This is a genomic window from Rosenbergiella australiborealis (assembly GCF_018494035.1).
Taxonomy (GTDB): Bacteria; Pseudomonadota; Gammaproteobacteria; order Enterobacterales; family Enterobacteriaceae; genus Rosenbergiella; species Rosenbergiella australiborealis.
Window position 1 is genome coordinate 155456 of sequence record NZ_JABBFO010000002.1, and the last position, 15892, is coordinate 171347.

The window sequence follows — 15892 nt, forward strand, 5'->3', positions numbered from 1 at the left end:
TGGTGCGTTGCACCACACTATCGCGAGAGGTGGCAAAATGAAAATCGGTGTATTTATTCCTATTGGTAACAACGGTTGGCTTATTTCAGAAAACGCGCCGCAATATAAACCAACCTTTGAGCTAAATAAAACTATCGTCCAGCGTGCGGAACACTATCAGTTTGATTTCGCCTTATCGATGATCAAGCTCCGTGGGTTTGGTGGGAAAACAGAATTCTGGGATCATAACTTAGAGTCTTTCACCTTAATGGCCGGCTTGGCAGCAGTCACCGAAAAAATAAAACTCTATGCTACCGCGGCAACATTAGTGATGCCACCAGCGATTATCGCGAGGATGGCTGCCACCATCGATTCCATTTCTCAAGGCAGATTTGGCGTTAATCTTGTCACAGGCTGGCAAAAACCCGAATACTCACAGATGGGGTTATGGCCGGGTGATGACTACTTTTCTCAACGCTATGCCTACTTAACGGAATACGTCTCGGTACTTCGTGATTTGTGGGGGAGCGGCTGTAGTCATCATCAAGGCCAGTATTTTCATATGGATGATTGCCGTGTCAGCCCACAACCGATGGCGAAAATGGACGTTATTTGTGCTGGGCAAAGTGATGCGGGTCTTGCCTTTTCAGCGGCCCATGCCGATTACAACTTCTGTTTTGGTAAAGGGATTAATACGCCCTGTGCGTTTAAGGGTACCGTCGAGCGAATGAATGATGCCGCAAACAAAACCGGCCGTGACGTCCCCTCCTTTGTTCTCTTTATGATTATTGCCGATGAGACGGAAGCGGCTGCCCGAGCAAAGTGGGAGCATTATAAAGCAGGTGCCGATGAAGCGGCATTAAGTTGGTTAACTGAACAAACTCAGCAAGATAAGCGTGCAGATACGACCACTAATGTACGGCAAATGGCTGATCCGACATCAGCCGTTAATATTAATATGGGCACATTAATCGGATCTTATGCACAAATCGCTGCGATGTTAGATGAGATTGCCACCGTGCCGGGAACCGGGGGCGTATTATTGACTTTTGATGACTTTGTACGAGGCATTGAACAATTTGGACAGTTTATTCAACCACTGATGCTGACGCGTCAACATATCTATCCCGAAGAAACCACTGATAAAGAGGTTGCATAATGAAATATTCTGATACCCCGATTGTCCGCCGTGCCAATACCGTAACAGACGATGAGCTACTGGTAAAAGCGAAGCCTGAAGCGTTGGCGCTGCCCAGCGAGCAAACCGCATTGATCGTGATTGATATGCAAAATGCCTACGCAACAGCCGGAGGTTATTTAGATTTAGCTGGGTTCGATGTATCACATACCGGCCCTGTCATTGAGCAGATTAAACGGGCCATAGCCGCTGCGCGTAAAGCAAATATTAAGGTGATCTTCTTTCAAAATGGCTGGGATAGTCACTATGTAGAAGCCGGTGGCCCCGGTTCCCCTAACTTTCATAAATCAAATGCGCTCAAAACGATGCGTAAGCAACCAGAATTACAAGGGAAACTCTTGGCTAAGGGAGAATGGGACTATGCATTGGTCGATGAGCTTACGCCACAGCCGGGAGACATCGTATTAAGCAAACCGCGTTACAGTGGTTTTTTTAATACACAATTGGACAGTCTATTACGTAGCTATGGCATACATCATTTAATCTTCACCGGTATCGCAACCAACGTCTGTGTTGAGTCGACGCTCAGGGACAGTTTCTTCTTAGAATATTTCAGTGTAGTGCTTGAGGATGCGACCCATCAAGCAGGCCCTCCCTATGCACAACAGGCGGCACTCTACAATATTGAAACCTTCTTCGGCTGGGTATCGACCGTTGATCACTTTTGCCAAGCAGTGGCTAACCGTTATTCCCCTTTAGAAAAAAGTGCCTAGGAGCGGAACTATGCCTAAACAAATTATTACTTTACCCAATGCCTCAACGCCCATCGCTCCTTTTGTGCCCGGTACACTGGCTGATGGTGTTGTCTACGTTTCCGGCACGTTACCCTTTGATAGTAATAATGATGTCGTTTACCCCGGTGATGCAGCGGCACAGACTCGACATGTCTTAACCCTTATTCAGCAGGTAATTGAAACTGCCGGAGGCAGTTTAGAAGATGTCACTTTTAACTCAATTTTTCTTACCGATTGGGCTAACTACGCAGCAATTAACCAAGTTTATGCTGAATTTTTTCCGGGAGAAAAACCCGCCCGCTATTGTATTCAGTGTGGCTTAGTCAAACCTGATGCTTTGGTAGAAATTGCTAGCATTGCCCATATTGGCTGTAAATAGAGCTAAGGAGTGATCATGATTTCTACACTGGCTTACCGCATTAGTGGGCGTACTGATACTCAAGCGCCAACTGTTTTACTTTCATCGGGATTAGGTGGTGTGGGTAGTTTTTGGCACCCTCAACTCGCTATACTAGAATCCCAATATCGTGTGATTGTCTATGATCAACGAGGAACCGGCGGCAGCGCGTGTCAGCTCGATGAGGGATATTCGATGGCGGATATGGCACGAGAGGTCATTGAAATACTTGACGATCTTAGCATCGAACAATGTCACTTTATCGGCCATGCCTTAGGCGGCATGATTGGCCTTACTTTGGCCACTCTCGCACCTCATCGTCTCAGTAGTTTAGCCATTATCAATGGATGGGTAACTTTAGACAGCCATACTCGACGTTGTTTTGAGGTACGTCTCCAGCTTCTTACCTTAAGTGAACACGCCTATTTACAGGCACAGCCGCTATTCCTTTATCCTGCCGATTGGTTATCTCGCCATGCAGACGACATTGCAGATGAAGAAAATAGTCAGCGCGAACATTTTCAAGGGCGGCATAACCTACAATGTCGATTATCTGCCTTGATGAAGACTGACCTTACTGACACTTTATCCTCTATCAAACATCCCTGTTTAGTGCTCTGCGCCCGGGACGATTTACTGGTTCCTTGGTTTTGTTCTCAAACGTTAGCCGCTGGACTGCCCCACAGCCAGTACCAAGAAGTTAGCTATGGAGGCCATGCAATGTGTCGCAGCGATCCTCAACCCTTTAATACTATCATTACCACTTGGCTTGATTCAGTGACAACGTCACAGAAGCAAGCCATGACTGTTTAAGCTAGGTTAAATTATAGTGACGATCGACACTGAGTAATGGGGGTAACGGTGCTTGATCAGTCATCTCGAGGAGATTGCGCTCAATGCCCGTACAAATAGCATTGAGTGCAAGATTATTAGCGCTTTCACCAAATGGATGTTCCATCTCTTCGGCGACAGCTTCCCACGATAAAAAAGTATATGAGATAAAGACTGACACAAAAGGCGTAAACCACTGTAAGTCGACGACCAGTGCTAAAGGCAATAGTGTACAAAAAAGATAGAGTGTGCGTTGCAATATCAATGAATAAGCAAAAGGCACCGGTGTGTTAGCAATGCGCTCACATCCACCAAGACAGCGCGAAAGTTCGTTAAGATTGTCATCAATATTGCGGTAGTTAAGTTCAGATATGCGCCCCTCGCGTAACAGGTTTGCATAAAACAGCCCAATCTTGACCAGCAGTCCATTGGCCAAGGCATGGTGAGATGATAATGATTCTGCCTCTTTTTCCCCTAGCAAGCGCTGTAAGTCATGCTTAGCCGGTGTTCCCCGTAAGCTATGGTTCAAACTCCATGCAAAAGCGATTAAATAATTTGCTGCTAATTTTGCGCTCTGTGTAGCATCGACGGCACAAAGAGTTTGACGAATCAAGCTTCGACTCGTAATCATCACCGAGCCCCATATTTTTCTTGCCTCAATATAGCGGCTGTAACTCGCATTATTGCGAAAACCAAGGAAAATGGCGACAGCGATCCCTAATAAACTAAAGGGTGGTAATGTCAGATGGCTATTAAGTTGTTTTAACCAAGGCGATATAGTTAGCGCAAATAAGGACATTCCCAAATTTAAAAGTAAACGTACTATAATTTGGGGCAGCACAGATCCATGCCAAGTAAAAAGTCGAGCAAACCAGTGCTGGTGAGAGCGAATAATCATTGTGTTATCTCTGATATCTAAACGTTATGGAGTCGGCCGAATAGCGTTTTTTGTCATAGGTTAATAGCTTAGCTGATGGAGTACCGGTATGAAATCGAAAGATCTAGCAAAGTTTCTCGCGGAAAGTTATGGGCTACAATTTTTGACACCCGTGGCATCGACTACCAAAGATGATGATGAAATTTGCGCTATTCGTACTCCTCATGGCACGTTCTCACATTTTGACGATTTTCGAGAAACCTTAACGTCGGACAGGCAATCCCCCTTCTCCGACCAAGTCATTTTTAAGTTAGTGACCAAGGGTGAAATTCATATTGCTAATCGTTACGGAGAAATTTTATTACCTCATGGCTCTTTATCCTTAATGCCGTGGCATAGCCAATTTGAAGAGGTATTTAGTGTGCCAACATCGCTATATGTTATTGGCTGCGATCGTCGTCTCGCTGAACGTGTCATCCCGATGACCCATCAGTATGGTGGATACTCAACACAATTGGATACCGAGGATTTCAATTATTTAACCGCGCTTATTGATAACCATGTTACCAAAGCAGGGAAAATTACACCGATGATGGCAACACTTGGCAGTGAAATGATCATTGCGTCACTCAGTGAAGTATTGCTTAACAGCGAAACGATAACACGTACAAAGAAAGCCTCAAAGCGGCGAAATATTCTTGCGATAAAAGATTTTATCCGTCATCACCTACAGGATAGTGGATTAACCTCTCAAATGATTGCTGACCATACACGACTATCAGTCAATTATATGAACCGCCTCTTGGCAGAGGATGGACTGTCATTAATGAAGCTCGTTTGGCAAATGCGTTTAGAAGAGTCCTGTCGATTATTACAAAAACCATTAGCAAATAGTCTGCAACTGGCTGAAGTTGCTTGGCAATGTGGCTTTAATAGCCAATCACATTTTTCACAAGCCTTTCGCCGACAATATGGGATGACACCGAAACAGATGCGAGTGTTGTACTCGCATCCATCAACGACTTAGGCTTTGACTGTACGAATCGAGCGCTTATGCGAATAAATATCGAAGCTCGTTTTACCATGATATTTACCCATACCTGAAGGCCCTATCCCACCGAAAGGCAGTTGTGGACACATCGCATGCGTCAGCGCATCGTTAATTTGCGCATCCCCAGATTGAATCGTGCTAATAAAATCTAGAGCTGCTTGTTCATTACGACTAAAGACATACAACGCCAAGGGTTTTTCATGGTGTTCGATGATATTTTTACGCACCGTGGCTAAATCATCATAAGTGATAATCGGTAAGATTGGCCCAAAAATTTCATCTTGCATAAGGGCGTCGTCCCACTCAACGTCTGAAACTACGGTGGCTGAAAATTGACGGCTATTTTCTTGGTAATCACCGCCAAGTAGTACGCGACCTCTTGTTTTTTCTAAATAGCCGGCTAACTTTTCGATCTGCCGTTCACTGACTACTTTCCCTATATTTTTACCCTCATAGTCGCGACGAAGTGTGTTGATAAGCTTTTCAATAACTGATGATTTGATGGATGTAGGAACGAGAAGGTAGTCTGGAGCCACACAAGTTTGCCCGCTATTTAAGAACTTAGTAAAGGCAAGTCGCTCAACCAGTAGATCACTATCCGCATCTTCAAATACTACGACTGGGCATTTCCCACCTAGTTCGAGCACCACAGGGGCGAGCTGGTCCGCAGCGGCTTTCATCACAATCTTGCCGACATTCGGGCTTCCGGTAAAAAAGAAAAAGTCGAAAGGTTTCGCCAAAAGAATTTCATTCTCCGTACGCCCCCCTTCAATCACCGTCACAATGTCGGCATCAAACGTTTTCTCTACGACCTTTTTGATCACAGCAGACGTCGCAGGAGTAGATTCCGAGGGTTTTAAAATCGCGGTATTGCCCGCGGCAATGGCACCGATCAACGGCGTTAAGGTTAAATTAAACGGATAATTAAAAGGACCGATAATGTACACCACCCCGTAAGGTTCTGCTCGAATTCGCCCTTCTGAACCTTCAAATGCCCCTGTTAAGGGAAACACCTCATCGACCGTCCAGGTGGCTAAGTTCTCAAGCATGACGTCAATTTCTTCCGTTACAGCACCAATCTCGGCCATATCAATAATGTCTGGTGTCTTTCCTAAGTCGCTATCCAGTGCTTGGTAAATCTCTTGTTTATGCTCGAGAATAACACGTTTAAAACGCTCTAAAAGAGTTAGGCGCGTTGAAACATCAGCTGTTTTGCCAGATAAAAATGCTTTTTTCTGTGCATCAAAAGTCTGATCAATGATGGTTTGAATAGTCATTGTGTCCTCGTTATCATTAGAATAAATAAAGTAGTCTTAGGTTTAGACCTGTATCTTTTTTATAGCCACTTTGCACATTGAAATCATGTATCAATTGCGTGCTAACTTGAAAATGTCCGGCGAAAAGTTGTTGGTACTCAAGACGCATTTGTTGGCTAGCCGTCTTTGTCTCGTTATAGTCGCCATCAAGGTGCTGACGGCCTCCCGTATAAAGTGCATAACCTAAGGCCATTTTTTGAGTATGATTGAAGTCATAACGTAAGTTAGTTTGGACTTCATAAGTAGGGTGCTGCGTTAAGGTCTGATCACCACTTCCGGCGTCATCATTATGACCATAGAAAACGCTATCTTGTAAAAGTTCAAAACTAAATTGCTTGTATAGCGGCTCAACCCAACCGATTTGTAAATCAGCTTTATACCGATTTTCACCGATATTAATGGCGTGATGTCGGTCATAATTTCCTAAGGGTAAGGTGAGTAATGGTGTTATCCCTACATAACGTCCCACATATCCCGCTTGAGGTTGATTAACCACCCAAAAAGTTGCCCCGATAATCGGGTCACCGAATCCAGTTGCGTTCCCGAGTGATTGACCATTCACGGATGCCCCACGTACCGCCCCATAGGGCAGTAAAATCTGCGGATCAACTAATATTCCCCCTATTTCGGTATAGTGGATAATCCGCGTGATCGACATTTCTGTACGTAAATACCCCTTATTGCGTTCACCTTGCTGATAAAAATCATTGGCTTCGCTGTACTGCAAATAGACCATGGCGAGATTGGTTCCAGCCGGAAGCGCATCGTAATCACCCGTATTAACATCGACGGCGAAGCTGTCAGTCGCGAATAAGGCTGTGGCGACTAGAAAACCGACTTGGCTAAGTGTTATTTTCATTTTTATTTTATCCTGAACAGTTAGAGAATTTACTCAAACATATCGATCATACCCTATGAATAATCTAACAATTATGAAACATTGTTTTTTATTCTACGGTGCATTTTAATTTATTGGTGAGTGCATAAAAAATTAAATCCATATATTTCAGTTTGTTAAAATAATTCTCGTTTTTAGCTTTTCACGTCATTTGTTAATTATTTGTATTGAGTTTTTCTGTTTTATTATTAAAAATAAATAACAGATAAGAGGGTAACCCTGTAAGGAAAAGCTATGAATCAGGAAAATTACGACGTCATTATTATTGGTAGCGGCGCGGCAGGTTGCGTCATAGCAGGCTACCTAGCAGAAAATACCCAAGCGCGTATTGCCGTACTCGAAGCGGGCGTGAAGGATAAAGATCCCCTGATCCATATCCCGGCAGGATATGGACAAATTTTGGCTAAAGACCACCATGTTTGGCCTTATGATACCGTACCCCAGCATGGCTCGGTCCGTCGTTTTCGGATGGGAAAAGTGGTTGGCGGTGGGACTTCAATCAATGCGATGTGTTATGTACGCGGTCAAAAGCGCGACTTCGAGACTTGGTACGAGGCTAGCGGCAACGACCCAGATTGGTCTTTTGATAATTTATGGAAGACGTTTATTGAACAAGAAAAAAACGATACTTTTCACAATAAACACCACGGTATAAAAGGTCATCTCGCCGTACAATTACCCCACGGTATTAATGAGCTCAACCAGTATTGTTTAAAAGGTTTCCAGGAATATGGCTTGCCCTATAATCCCGACTATAACGGTGACAGCCAAGTGGGAGTATCGCCCGTTCAAAGTAATGTGGGAGGTCAAAAACGCTGTAGTGCCTACGTTGCTCACCTCCAACGCCATATTGAATCAGGCAGAGTTACCTTACTGACTGAACACACTGTGCGTAAGGTATTATTTTCCGGCACGACGGCGACCGGGGTTGAAGTCGATGTTAACGGTACTATTAAGAACATCTCAGCCAAACAGGTCATTCTCTCTGCCGGTGCAGTGCAATCACCGGTTATTCTCAAACATTCGGGGATTGGTCCAGCCGCTGAGCTCAAACAATTTGGTATAACAGTGACGGTTGATTTGCCGGGGGTTGGCGAAAACTTGCATGACCACCCTATTATTCCCGTCAGCGCTTACGTAAAAGGTGTATTAGGGTATCAAACGGCGGCACTCGGATTCGGAACTATCAAAGCGGGAATGCGCTACTATATTACGAAAGATGGGCCAGCATCCGGTAATGGTATTGAAACGGTATCCTATTGGAACCCGCTGGATTTGACCGCCGAACCAACGGTACAGTGTTATCACGAGCCTATCATCTCAACCAATGGCTTAACCCCTACTGGTAGCCGTTCAGGTATTACATTTGCTTTAGTTGTCCTTCAACCCAAAAGTCGCGGGTCGGTTAAACTCTCTAGCCATGATCCCCTCGCTATGCCGTTGATTGATCCTAATTTTATCGGTGAACAATACGATTTAGACGTTGGTATTCAAGCCGTTAAATCAATGCGCGAGGTGATGAAACAAGAGTCGTTGGCTCAAGTTATTGAAGAAGAAGTGATGCCCGGTAAGCAAGTGACAACTGATGAAGAAATCGGCGAATTTGTCAAACAAGTCGCAACAACGATGTGGCATCCAGTTGGAACTTGTCGGATGGGTACCGACGAGATGGCCGTGGTCGATGCCAACTTACAAGTCAGAGGCACCGATAATCTTTATGTCATTGATGCATCCATTATGCCTACCATCACCAGTGGTAATACTAATGCACCGACTCAAGCCTTAGCGTTAGTCGCCGCCAAACGCTTTGTAAAACGCTTTTACGCTTAGCGCTCTTTTTACCCTATGCTCCCCAAGCATAGGGGTTTTTTCGTTTAGAGCACGAGCGACAGCTCCATAGCTGCACGCTGTAGTCGCGGCAATATTCGCTGTTTTAATTCCCCCACAGTCATCTGACTGGTATTCATCCCCACATTCATCGCGGCCACTACCTTACCCCGTGCGGAATACATTGGTACGGCCAAAGATATCAGACCCAATTCAAGTTGTTGATCGTTCAGCGCATACCCCTGTACTTTGATTTGCGCTAATCGTTCGCGCAGGGCTTGGGGATCAGTAAGGGTAAATGCCGTAAACGGTAGTAAAGGGGTTGTCGTCAGATAGTGCTCACGTTGGACATCGGGAAGCTCACTCAATAATACCTGCCCCATAGACGTCGCGTAGGCAGGTAGACGGCTTCCTCGACCTAAATCTATACGCATAATTTTTTGCACTGATGATCGTGCAACATACACAATCATCCCTGAATCATAGGTCGCAACCGAACATGATTGGTTAATTTCTTTGGCGAGATAATTGAGGGCATTTTGCGCATGCCGAGCTAAATCAGATCCTTGCAAATAGGCTTGACCTAAGGTCAAGACTTTTGGCAATAAATGAAAATAGCGATTATCGGAACTGTCCACAAAACCTAATGCATTTAGAGTATAAAGACATCGTCTGACTGTTGCGCGATGTAAGCCGGTCGCTTGACTGATCTCAGCGGTCGAAAGAGCTTGATGGGCGGGACTAAAGGCTTGCAACACTATTAATCCCCGAGCAAGCGAGGTCATAAAGTTAGGATCGCCTTTATATTGGCGCTCTACTTGCGTAAAAAATTCAGTGATGCTGACCAGTGCTGGATTAGTGATCTCTGGGCTCATTTCTCATCTCCTCACGGTGCCAAAATCCAATATCGTTAATCATATCTTCTATTTTTAACATAGATCACAAATAAAACATTAGATTCACAATAGTAACGATAATCGCACAAATGAATGTTATTCGCACTTGTTCGCTAGACTGAAGAGCGCATAGAGTGAGTTATCAAACTTGAGTAAGGTTAAGCCATGATTAATAAACTCTACCCTTCGTCACAGGATGCAATTGCTGACATTGCCGATGGCTCAGTCATTATGATCGGGGGGTTTGGCCCCGCAGGACAACCCGTCGAATTGATTGATGCGCTAATCGAGCATGCCCCCAAGCACCTCACTTTAATTAGTAATAATGCAGGCAATGGCGACTTTGGCCTTGCCGCATTACTTAAGGCCGGCTGTGTGGATAAGATGATCTGCTCATTCCCACGGCAGAGCGATTCATGGGTCTTCGACCAGTTATACCGCGACAAACGTATCGAGCTTGAATTAGTCCCACAAGGCAACTTGGTGGCTCGTATTCAAGCTGCTGGGGCGGGTATCGGTGCTTTTTTTACCCCAACAGGTTTTGGTACTGCACTGACTGAGGGGAAAGAAACTCGCGTTATTAACGGCAAGCCTTATGTTTTGGAATATCCACTGTTCGCCGACTATGCCCTGATCAAATCACACTGTGCAGACCGATGGGGTAACTTAACCTTTAATAAAGCTGGACGTAATTTTGGGCCGATCATGGCGAGTGCGGCAAAGTGCACGATTGCTCAAACGACTCAGCTTGTACCCTTAGGGGGAATTAATCCTGAGCATGTCATTACTCCGGGGATTTACGTCACTCGGGTCGTTCACACGCCTCACGCGCAAACCCGTCTTTCCGCTTAGGAGACCCTAATGATCCCTTTCTCTCATCATCAGCTAGCTGAGCGTATCGCAAAAGATATCCCTGAGGGTGCCTATGTCAATCTGGGCATCGGTTTACCCACTCTTATTGCCAATTATTTACCCAGTAATAAGGACATTTTTTTGCATAGCGAAAATGGTCTATTAGGAATGGGGCCCTATCCAGAAGCGCAACAAAGCGACCCTGATTTAATCAATGCAGGTAAGGAACCGGTAACCCTACTTCAGGGGGGCGCTTTTTTTCATCACGGTGACTCCTTTGCAATGATGCGTGGCGGGCATCTGGATATCTGTGTATTGGGCGCTTATCAGGTTTCCGCAACCGGCGATCTGGCAAATTGGAGCACTGGGAATCCAGATGCGATTCCAGCCGTTGGGGGGGCAATGGATCTGGCTACTGGGGCGAAAAAGGTGTTTGTTATGACGAATCATCTGACTCGCGATGGTCACAGTAAAATCGTCGAAACCTGTACGTTTCCGCTAACCGGACTGGCGTGCATAGATCGTATTTATAGCGATCTCGCGGTTATGGACGTGACGGCAGAAGGGTTAGTGGTAACAGAAATTCTCGCCGATATCAGTGCAGAGGCATTACAGGCACTGACACCTGTTCCCCTCATGTTTGCAGCCACTGGACGGGAGGCAAAACATGAGTAACCAAGCTTATCTTTGTCATGGACTGCGTACCCCTTTTGGACGGCTTAATGGTGGGCTTGCGGCAATACGCGCAGATGAATTAGCAGCCTTACCCTTGATTGCTCTACGTGACCGTTATCCGACCTTAGATCTGAGTCAAATTGATGACGTCATTTTAGGGTGTGCCAATCAGGCGGGTGAAGACAATCGCAACGTGGCGCGTATGGCGACACTGTTAGCTGGCTACCCAGAGACGATTCCCGGTGTGACGTTGAATCGTTTATGCGGATCGAGCCTCGATGCCGTTGCAATGGGGGCTAGAGCGATTAAAGCGGGTGAAGCGGATTTATTGATTGCAGGAGGTGTCGAGAGTATGTCCCGCGCCCCTTTTGTCATGGGTAAGGCTGATCATGCGTACAGCCGTGCAATGCAGCTCGAAGATACCACTATGGGCTGGCGCTTTGTGAACCCACGGTTAACCGCCCTGTACGGCACGGAAACGATGCCACAGACTGCAGAAAATTTGGCGCAACGAGACGGAATTACGCGCGCCGATCAAGATGCTTACGCACTGCGTAGCCAACAACGAACGGCAAAAGCGATCGAGCAAGGATTTTATGCCAGTCATACTATTTCAGTCCATCAACCTGCAACGCGTACTCAACGCGAAGTGAATCTCAGTATTGATGAACACCCACGGCTAACTACGCTCGAAGCCTTGCAGCGTCTCTCCCCGGTGGTACATACAACAGGGACGATTACTGCGGGTAACGCTTCGGGGTTAAATGATGGCGCTTGTGCTTTGTTGATGGCCAGTGAGCGAGCTATCCAGCACCATCATTTACAACCAAGGGCCCGTATCGTGGCGAGTGCTTGCTGTGGGATTGCTCCTACCGTAATGGGGTTTGGTCCTGTAGATGCCGTGCATAAAGTGCTTAAACTGGCGGGATTGGCACTCAGTCAAATGGATGTTATCGAGTTGAACGAAGCTTTTGCCGCACAAGTGATCAGCTGTGCGCGGGCATTAGGGATCCCAGAAGATGCAGCGTGGTTAAACCCCAATGGTGGTGCCATTGCCTTAGGTCATCCACTCGGTGCGTCGGGAGGCAGACTGGTATTAAATGCCCTCCATCAATTAGAGCTTCAACAAGGTCGCTATGCACTCTGCACCATGTGTATTGGTGTAGGCCAGGGTATCGCCATGATTATTGAGCGAGTCTCAGGAGGTCAATATGGATCTTGATTATCGGCTGGATGGCCCGGATAACGCGCCAGTATTAGTTCTCTCCAACTCGTTGGGGACCCGCTGGTCACTTTGGGATGCCCAAGTTGAAACGTGGAGTAAAACATTTCGTATTTTACGTTATAACACGCGCGGTCATGGGGGTAGCCCCGTTGGTCACTGTCAATTAACGCTGGAAAAACTTGGCCAAGATGTTGTTGCACTGTTAGATCATCTGCACATCGCGCGGGCATATTTTTGTGGCATTTCCTTGGGCGGGCTGACGGGATTATGGCTCAATCGTTACGCGGCAGATCGTTTTGAGCGCATGGTTGTCGCTAACACGGCGGCGAAAATTGGTCACTACGAGGCGTGGATGTCTCGTGCAGCGCAGGTAAGACGCGAAGGTCTTAGCGCCCTGGCTGACAGTGCTGGTAGCCGTTGGTTTAGCGAAGCGTTTCTACGCGAACAGCCCGCTATCGTCGAACATTTCAAACAGGATCTTCGCCATTTATCGGCACAGGGATATGCCAGTTGTTGTGAGGCATTGGCTAATGCCGACTTACGCGATGAAATTAACGCTTTGTCGTGTCCGCTCTTAGTCATCGCCGGAGTCTATGATCCAGTAACAACGGTGAGTGATGCAATCACTCTCGTACAACAAGTCAAACACAGCGAACTCCTCAGACTACCGGCTTCTCATTTATCAAATGTCGAATGCAGTACCACGTTCGCTCAATCTGTCACTCAGTTTCTTACTCGGTAGGTATTTATGGAATTAACGATAGAAGAAGTGCGCTGCTGGTTAGTCGATATCCCGACTATAAGACCACATAAGTTGTCGATGGCCACAATGGGCAGCCAAACCCTGATGCTGGTCCAGATTCGCTGTCAACAAGGTATTGTCGGTTGGGGAGAAGGTACCACCATTGGCGGGCTAAGTTATGGTCCAGAAAGTCCCGAGGCCATGAAGCTGACTATTGAACGCTATATTACGCCATTATTACTCGGTCAGCCTCTGTCTGGTGTGACCGCGCTGAGTGAAAAATTAGCCGCAGTCCGTGGTAATAGTTTTGCAAAATCTGCAATAGAAACCGCGTTTTTAGATGCCTATGGCAAATATGTCGGTCTTCCGATGGCCGCGTTACTTGGGGGAGCCCGCCATCAAAGGCTTCCCGCACTTTGGACGTTAGCCAGTGGTGACACGGACAACGACCTCAATGAAGCACATCGACTCCTCGAAACAGGACGCCACCATGCTTTTAAATTAAAAATTGGGGCACGGGATTTAGAAACAGATGTGAACCATGCAGTGCGTATTAAGCAAACCCTCGGTGAACATATTCATGTTCATGTTGACGTTAATCAAGGATGGAGTATGGCGCAGGCCTTATCTGCCATTCCGCGCTTACAGGCTGCCGGTATTACGTTAATTGAACAACCAATAGCCCTCACTGCCGTCGATCAATTGATCGATTTAGCCAAACGCTTCCCAGTGACCCTATTGGCTGATGAAGCGGTCACTGATGCGCAGCAAGGACTCTCACTCATTCGTCAAGGCTTTAGCGGAGCCTTTGCATTAAAAATTGCGAAAGCAGGCGGGCCGTTCCAAGCCTTGAAGTTGGCACATGTGGCGCAGGCTGCCGGGATAAGTCTATACGGTGGCACGATGTTAGAAGGCAGTATTGGGACTATTGCCTCACTACATGCTTGGTCGACCCTTGATTTGGAATGGGGGACCGAAATGTTTGGCCCATTGTTATTAAAAGATGATGTGATCACCCAGCCTCTTATCTATAAAGACGGACATCTTAGCCTGCCAACAGGTCATGGACTGGGTATTGATGTCGATCAGGACAAATTAGCCTATTACGCCCGTAAATAATCAGGAGGTCTATCATGTTATATCAGGTTGAAATGGTGGTTAAGCCCCCTAAAGAGATGGATGCCTCGACTTTTGACGAAATTAAATCACGTGAAAAATCTTATTCACAAGATCTACAGCGTCAGGGGAAATGGCGCCATATTTGGCGCATTGCTGGACAATACGCAAATATCAGTATTTTCGACGTTGAAAGTCATGAGGAGTTACACAATCTTTTACTCGCCCTACCGCTATACCCTTATATGGATATTACCGTAACACCATTATGTCGCCATCCTTCATCAATCCATGAAAGCGACTGTTAATAAAATATAAATCCTCTCCCTACAAAAAAGGATGTGTGCCATGTCAACAACAATTATAAATAAAGAAACTCTCGAAACGTTTTTAGAATTAATCAGTGGCGGTGACAAGCATAACGGAAATAATCGTTATAACGCTATTGTTCGTAAAATTGTCGGTGACCTATGTCAAACTATTGAGCAGTTTGATGTTAGTGATGAAGAGTTTTGGCAGGCCGTTAATTATATTAATTTTTTGGGTGAAAAGAAAGAAACCGCATTGCTAGCGGCCGGTCTCGGATTAGAGCATTTTCTTGATTTACGATCCGATGCCAAAGAAAAATTAGCAGGTGAACTAAGAGGTACGCCACGGACTATTGAAGGCCCACTTTATGTCGCCAATGCTCCATTAAGCTCCGGTGTTACCCGTATGGATGATGGCGATGATACTGGAGAAATAATGTGGTTACACGGTGTTATTCGTGACACTGAAGGACAACCAGTTTCTGGTGCGGTCGTCGATGTTTGGCATGCAAATACATTAGGGAATTATTCCTTCTTTGATCAATCACAGTCTGCTTTCAACTTACGGCGTCGAATTATCACCGATGAGGATGGTGCTTATTATGCGAGGAGTATTTTACCCTCTGGGTATGGTTGCCCTCCTGACGGCCCCACTCAACAGTTATTAAATTTATTAGGCCGTCATGGTAACCGTCCCGCTCACATTCATTTTTTTATTTCAGCTCCAGGCTACAAGCACCTCACAACACAAATTAATCTCAGTGGTGATAAATATTTATGGGATGACTTTGCCTTTGCAACACGGGAGGAGTTAATTGCTGACCCAATTAAAATTAGTGATCCCTCTTTGATTAAGCAGCGAGAATTACCTGGTAATCATACTGAAGTTAGTTTCGATTTTGTTTTACAGCCAGCGCAAAAACATAATGAAGAAACACCAATAAAACGTCCTCGCGTGGGTGAGGAATGA

At 45.9% G+C, this 15892-nt stretch carries 17 protein-coding genes; 13 read left to right on the forward strand and 4 right to left on the reverse strand.

Annotation, left to right across the window (positions count from 1 at the left end):
* Nucleotides 1-37 precede the first annotated feature (37 nt).
* The 4 genes from rutA to rutD are packed head-to-tail and all read left to right on the forward strand — an operon-like array spanning nt 38 to nt 3121.
* Entirely contained in the window at nt 38-1138 is a 1101-nt protein-coding gene (rutA, locus tag HGT73_RS03330; RefSeq protein ID WP_214212248.1) for a pyrimidine utilization protein A, read from the forward strand.
* The gene (rutB, locus tag HGT73_RS03335; protein WP_214212249.1) at nt 1138-1890 is read left to right on the forward strand and encodes a pyrimidine utilization protein B; all 753 of its coding nucleotides are present in this window, start codon (nt 1138-1140) and stop codon (nt 1888-1890) included. The genes rutA and rutB overlap by 1 nt, the downstream gene beginning before the upstream one ends.
* A gap of 10 nt (nt 1891-1900) precedes the next feature.
* Nucleotides 1901-2290: a pyrimidine utilization protein C gene (gene rutC, locus HGT73_RS03340; RefSeq protein ID WP_214212250.1), complete on the forward strand. Its 390-nt coding sequence runs from the start codon at nt 1901-1903 to the stop codon at nt 2288-2290.
* 15 nt (nt 2291-2305) lie between these two features.
* On the forward strand, nt 2306-3121 hold the full coding sequence (gene rutD, locus HGT73_RS03345) for a pyrimidine utilization protein D (protein ID WP_214212251.1): 816 nt from the start codon (nt 2306-2308) through the stop codon (nt 3119-3121).
* Nucleotide 3122: 1 nt separating this feature from the next.
* Here the strand turns inward: rutD and HGT73_RS03350 are convergent, their stop codons facing one another.
* Nucleotides 3123-4037 (reverse strand): bestrophin family protein, encoded by a 915-nt coding sequence (locus tag HGT73_RS03350; protein WP_214212252.1) that lies wholly within the window; start codon nt 4035-4037, stop codon nt 3123-3125.
* A gap of 88 nt (nt 4038-4125) precedes the next feature.
* Between HGT73_RS03350 and HGT73_RS03355 the strand changes: the two genes are divergently transcribed.
* On the forward strand, nt 4126-5043 hold the full coding sequence (locus HGT73_RS03355) for a helix-turn-helix transcriptional regulator (RefSeq protein WP_214212253.1): 918 nt from the start codon (nt 4126-4128) through the stop codon (nt 5041-5043).
* On the opposite strand, the gene mdlD is transcribed toward HGT73_RS03355, so the two are convergent.
* A complete protein-coding gene (mdlD, locus tag HGT73_RS03360) occupies nt 5040-6344 on the reverse strand; it encodes an NAD(P)-dependent benzaldehyde dehydrogenase MdlD (RefSeq protein WP_214212254.1) in 1305 nt (434 codons plus the stop codon). The genes HGT73_RS03355 and mdlD overlap by 4 nt on opposite strands.
* A 16-nt stretch (nt 6345-6360) precedes the next feature.
* Entirely contained in the window at nt 6361-7242 is an 882-nt protein-coding gene (locus HGT73_RS03365; protein ID WP_214212255.1) for a transporter, read from the reverse strand.
* Nucleotides 7243-7515: 273 nt separating this feature from the next.
* On the opposite strand from HGT73_RS03365, the gene HGT73_RS03370 reads away from it, so the two are divergent.
* Nucleotides 7516-9111: a GMC family oxidoreductase gene (locus HGT73_RS03370; RefSeq protein ID WP_214212256.1), complete on the forward strand. Its 1596-nt coding sequence runs from the start codon at nt 7516-7518 to the stop codon at nt 9109-9111.
* A gap of 44 nt (nt 9112-9155) precedes the next feature.
* Here the strand turns inward: HGT73_RS03370 and HGT73_RS03375 are convergent, their stop codons facing one another.
* A complete protein-coding gene (locus HGT73_RS03375) occupies nt 9156-9893 on the reverse strand; it encodes an IclR family transcriptional regulator domain-containing protein (protein ID WP_407073140.1) in 738 nt (245 codons plus the stop codon).
* Between the two features lie 276 nt (nt 9894-10169).
* Here HGT73_RS03375 and HGT73_RS03380 point away from each other — a divergent pair, with 276 nt between their 5' ends.
* From HGT73_RS03380 to catA, 7 genes are read left to right on the forward strand one after another with little or no spacing between them, the layout of a single operon-like run.
* Nucleotides 10170-10856, forward strand: coding sequence for a 3-oxoacid CoA-transferase subunit A (locus HGT73_RS03380; RefSeq protein WP_214212258.1), 687 nt, complete (start codon nt 10170-10172; stop codon nt 10854-10856).
* Nucleotides 10857-10865: 9 nt separating this feature from the next.
* Nucleotides 10866-11531 carry a 3-oxoacid CoA-transferase subunit B gene (locus HGT73_RS03385; protein WP_214212259.1) on the forward strand — a complete coding sequence of 222 codons (666 nt, stop codon included), beginning with the start codon at nt 10866-10868 and terminating at the stop codon, nt 11529-11531.
* Complete coding sequence (gene pcaF / locus HGT73_RS03390; protein ID WP_214212260.1) at nt 11524-12753, forward strand: 3-oxoadipyl-CoA thiolase; 1230 nt, start codon at nt 11524-11526, stop codon at nt 12751-12753. The genes HGT73_RS03385 and pcaF overlap by 8 nt, the downstream gene beginning before the upstream one ends.
* Entirely contained in the window at nt 12743-13498 is a 756-nt protein-coding gene (pcaD, locus tag HGT73_RS03395) for a 3-oxoadipate enol-lactonase (protein WP_214212261.1), read from the forward strand. The genes pcaF and pcaD overlap by 11 nt, the downstream gene beginning before the upstream one ends.
* Nucleotides 13499-13504: 6 nt before the next feature.
* Nucleotides 13505-14617 carry a muconate/chloromuconate family cycloisomerase gene (locus HGT73_RS03400; protein WP_214212262.1) on the forward strand — a complete coding sequence of 371 codons (1113 nt, stop codon included), beginning with the start codon at nt 13505-13507 and terminating at the stop codon, nt 14615-14617.
* Between the two features lie 14 nt (nt 14618-14631).
* On the forward strand, nt 14632-14922 hold the full coding sequence (gene catC / locus HGT73_RS03405) for a muconolactone Delta-isomerase (RefSeq protein WP_214212263.1): 291 nt from the start codon (nt 14632-14634) through the stop codon (nt 14920-14922).
* A gap of 40 nt (nt 14923-14962) precedes the next feature.
* Nucleotides 14963-15892, forward strand: a complete 930-nt coding sequence (gene catA, locus HGT73_RS03410; protein ID WP_214212264.1) for a catechol 1,2-dioxygenase — start codon at nt 14963-14965, stop codon at nt 15890-15892.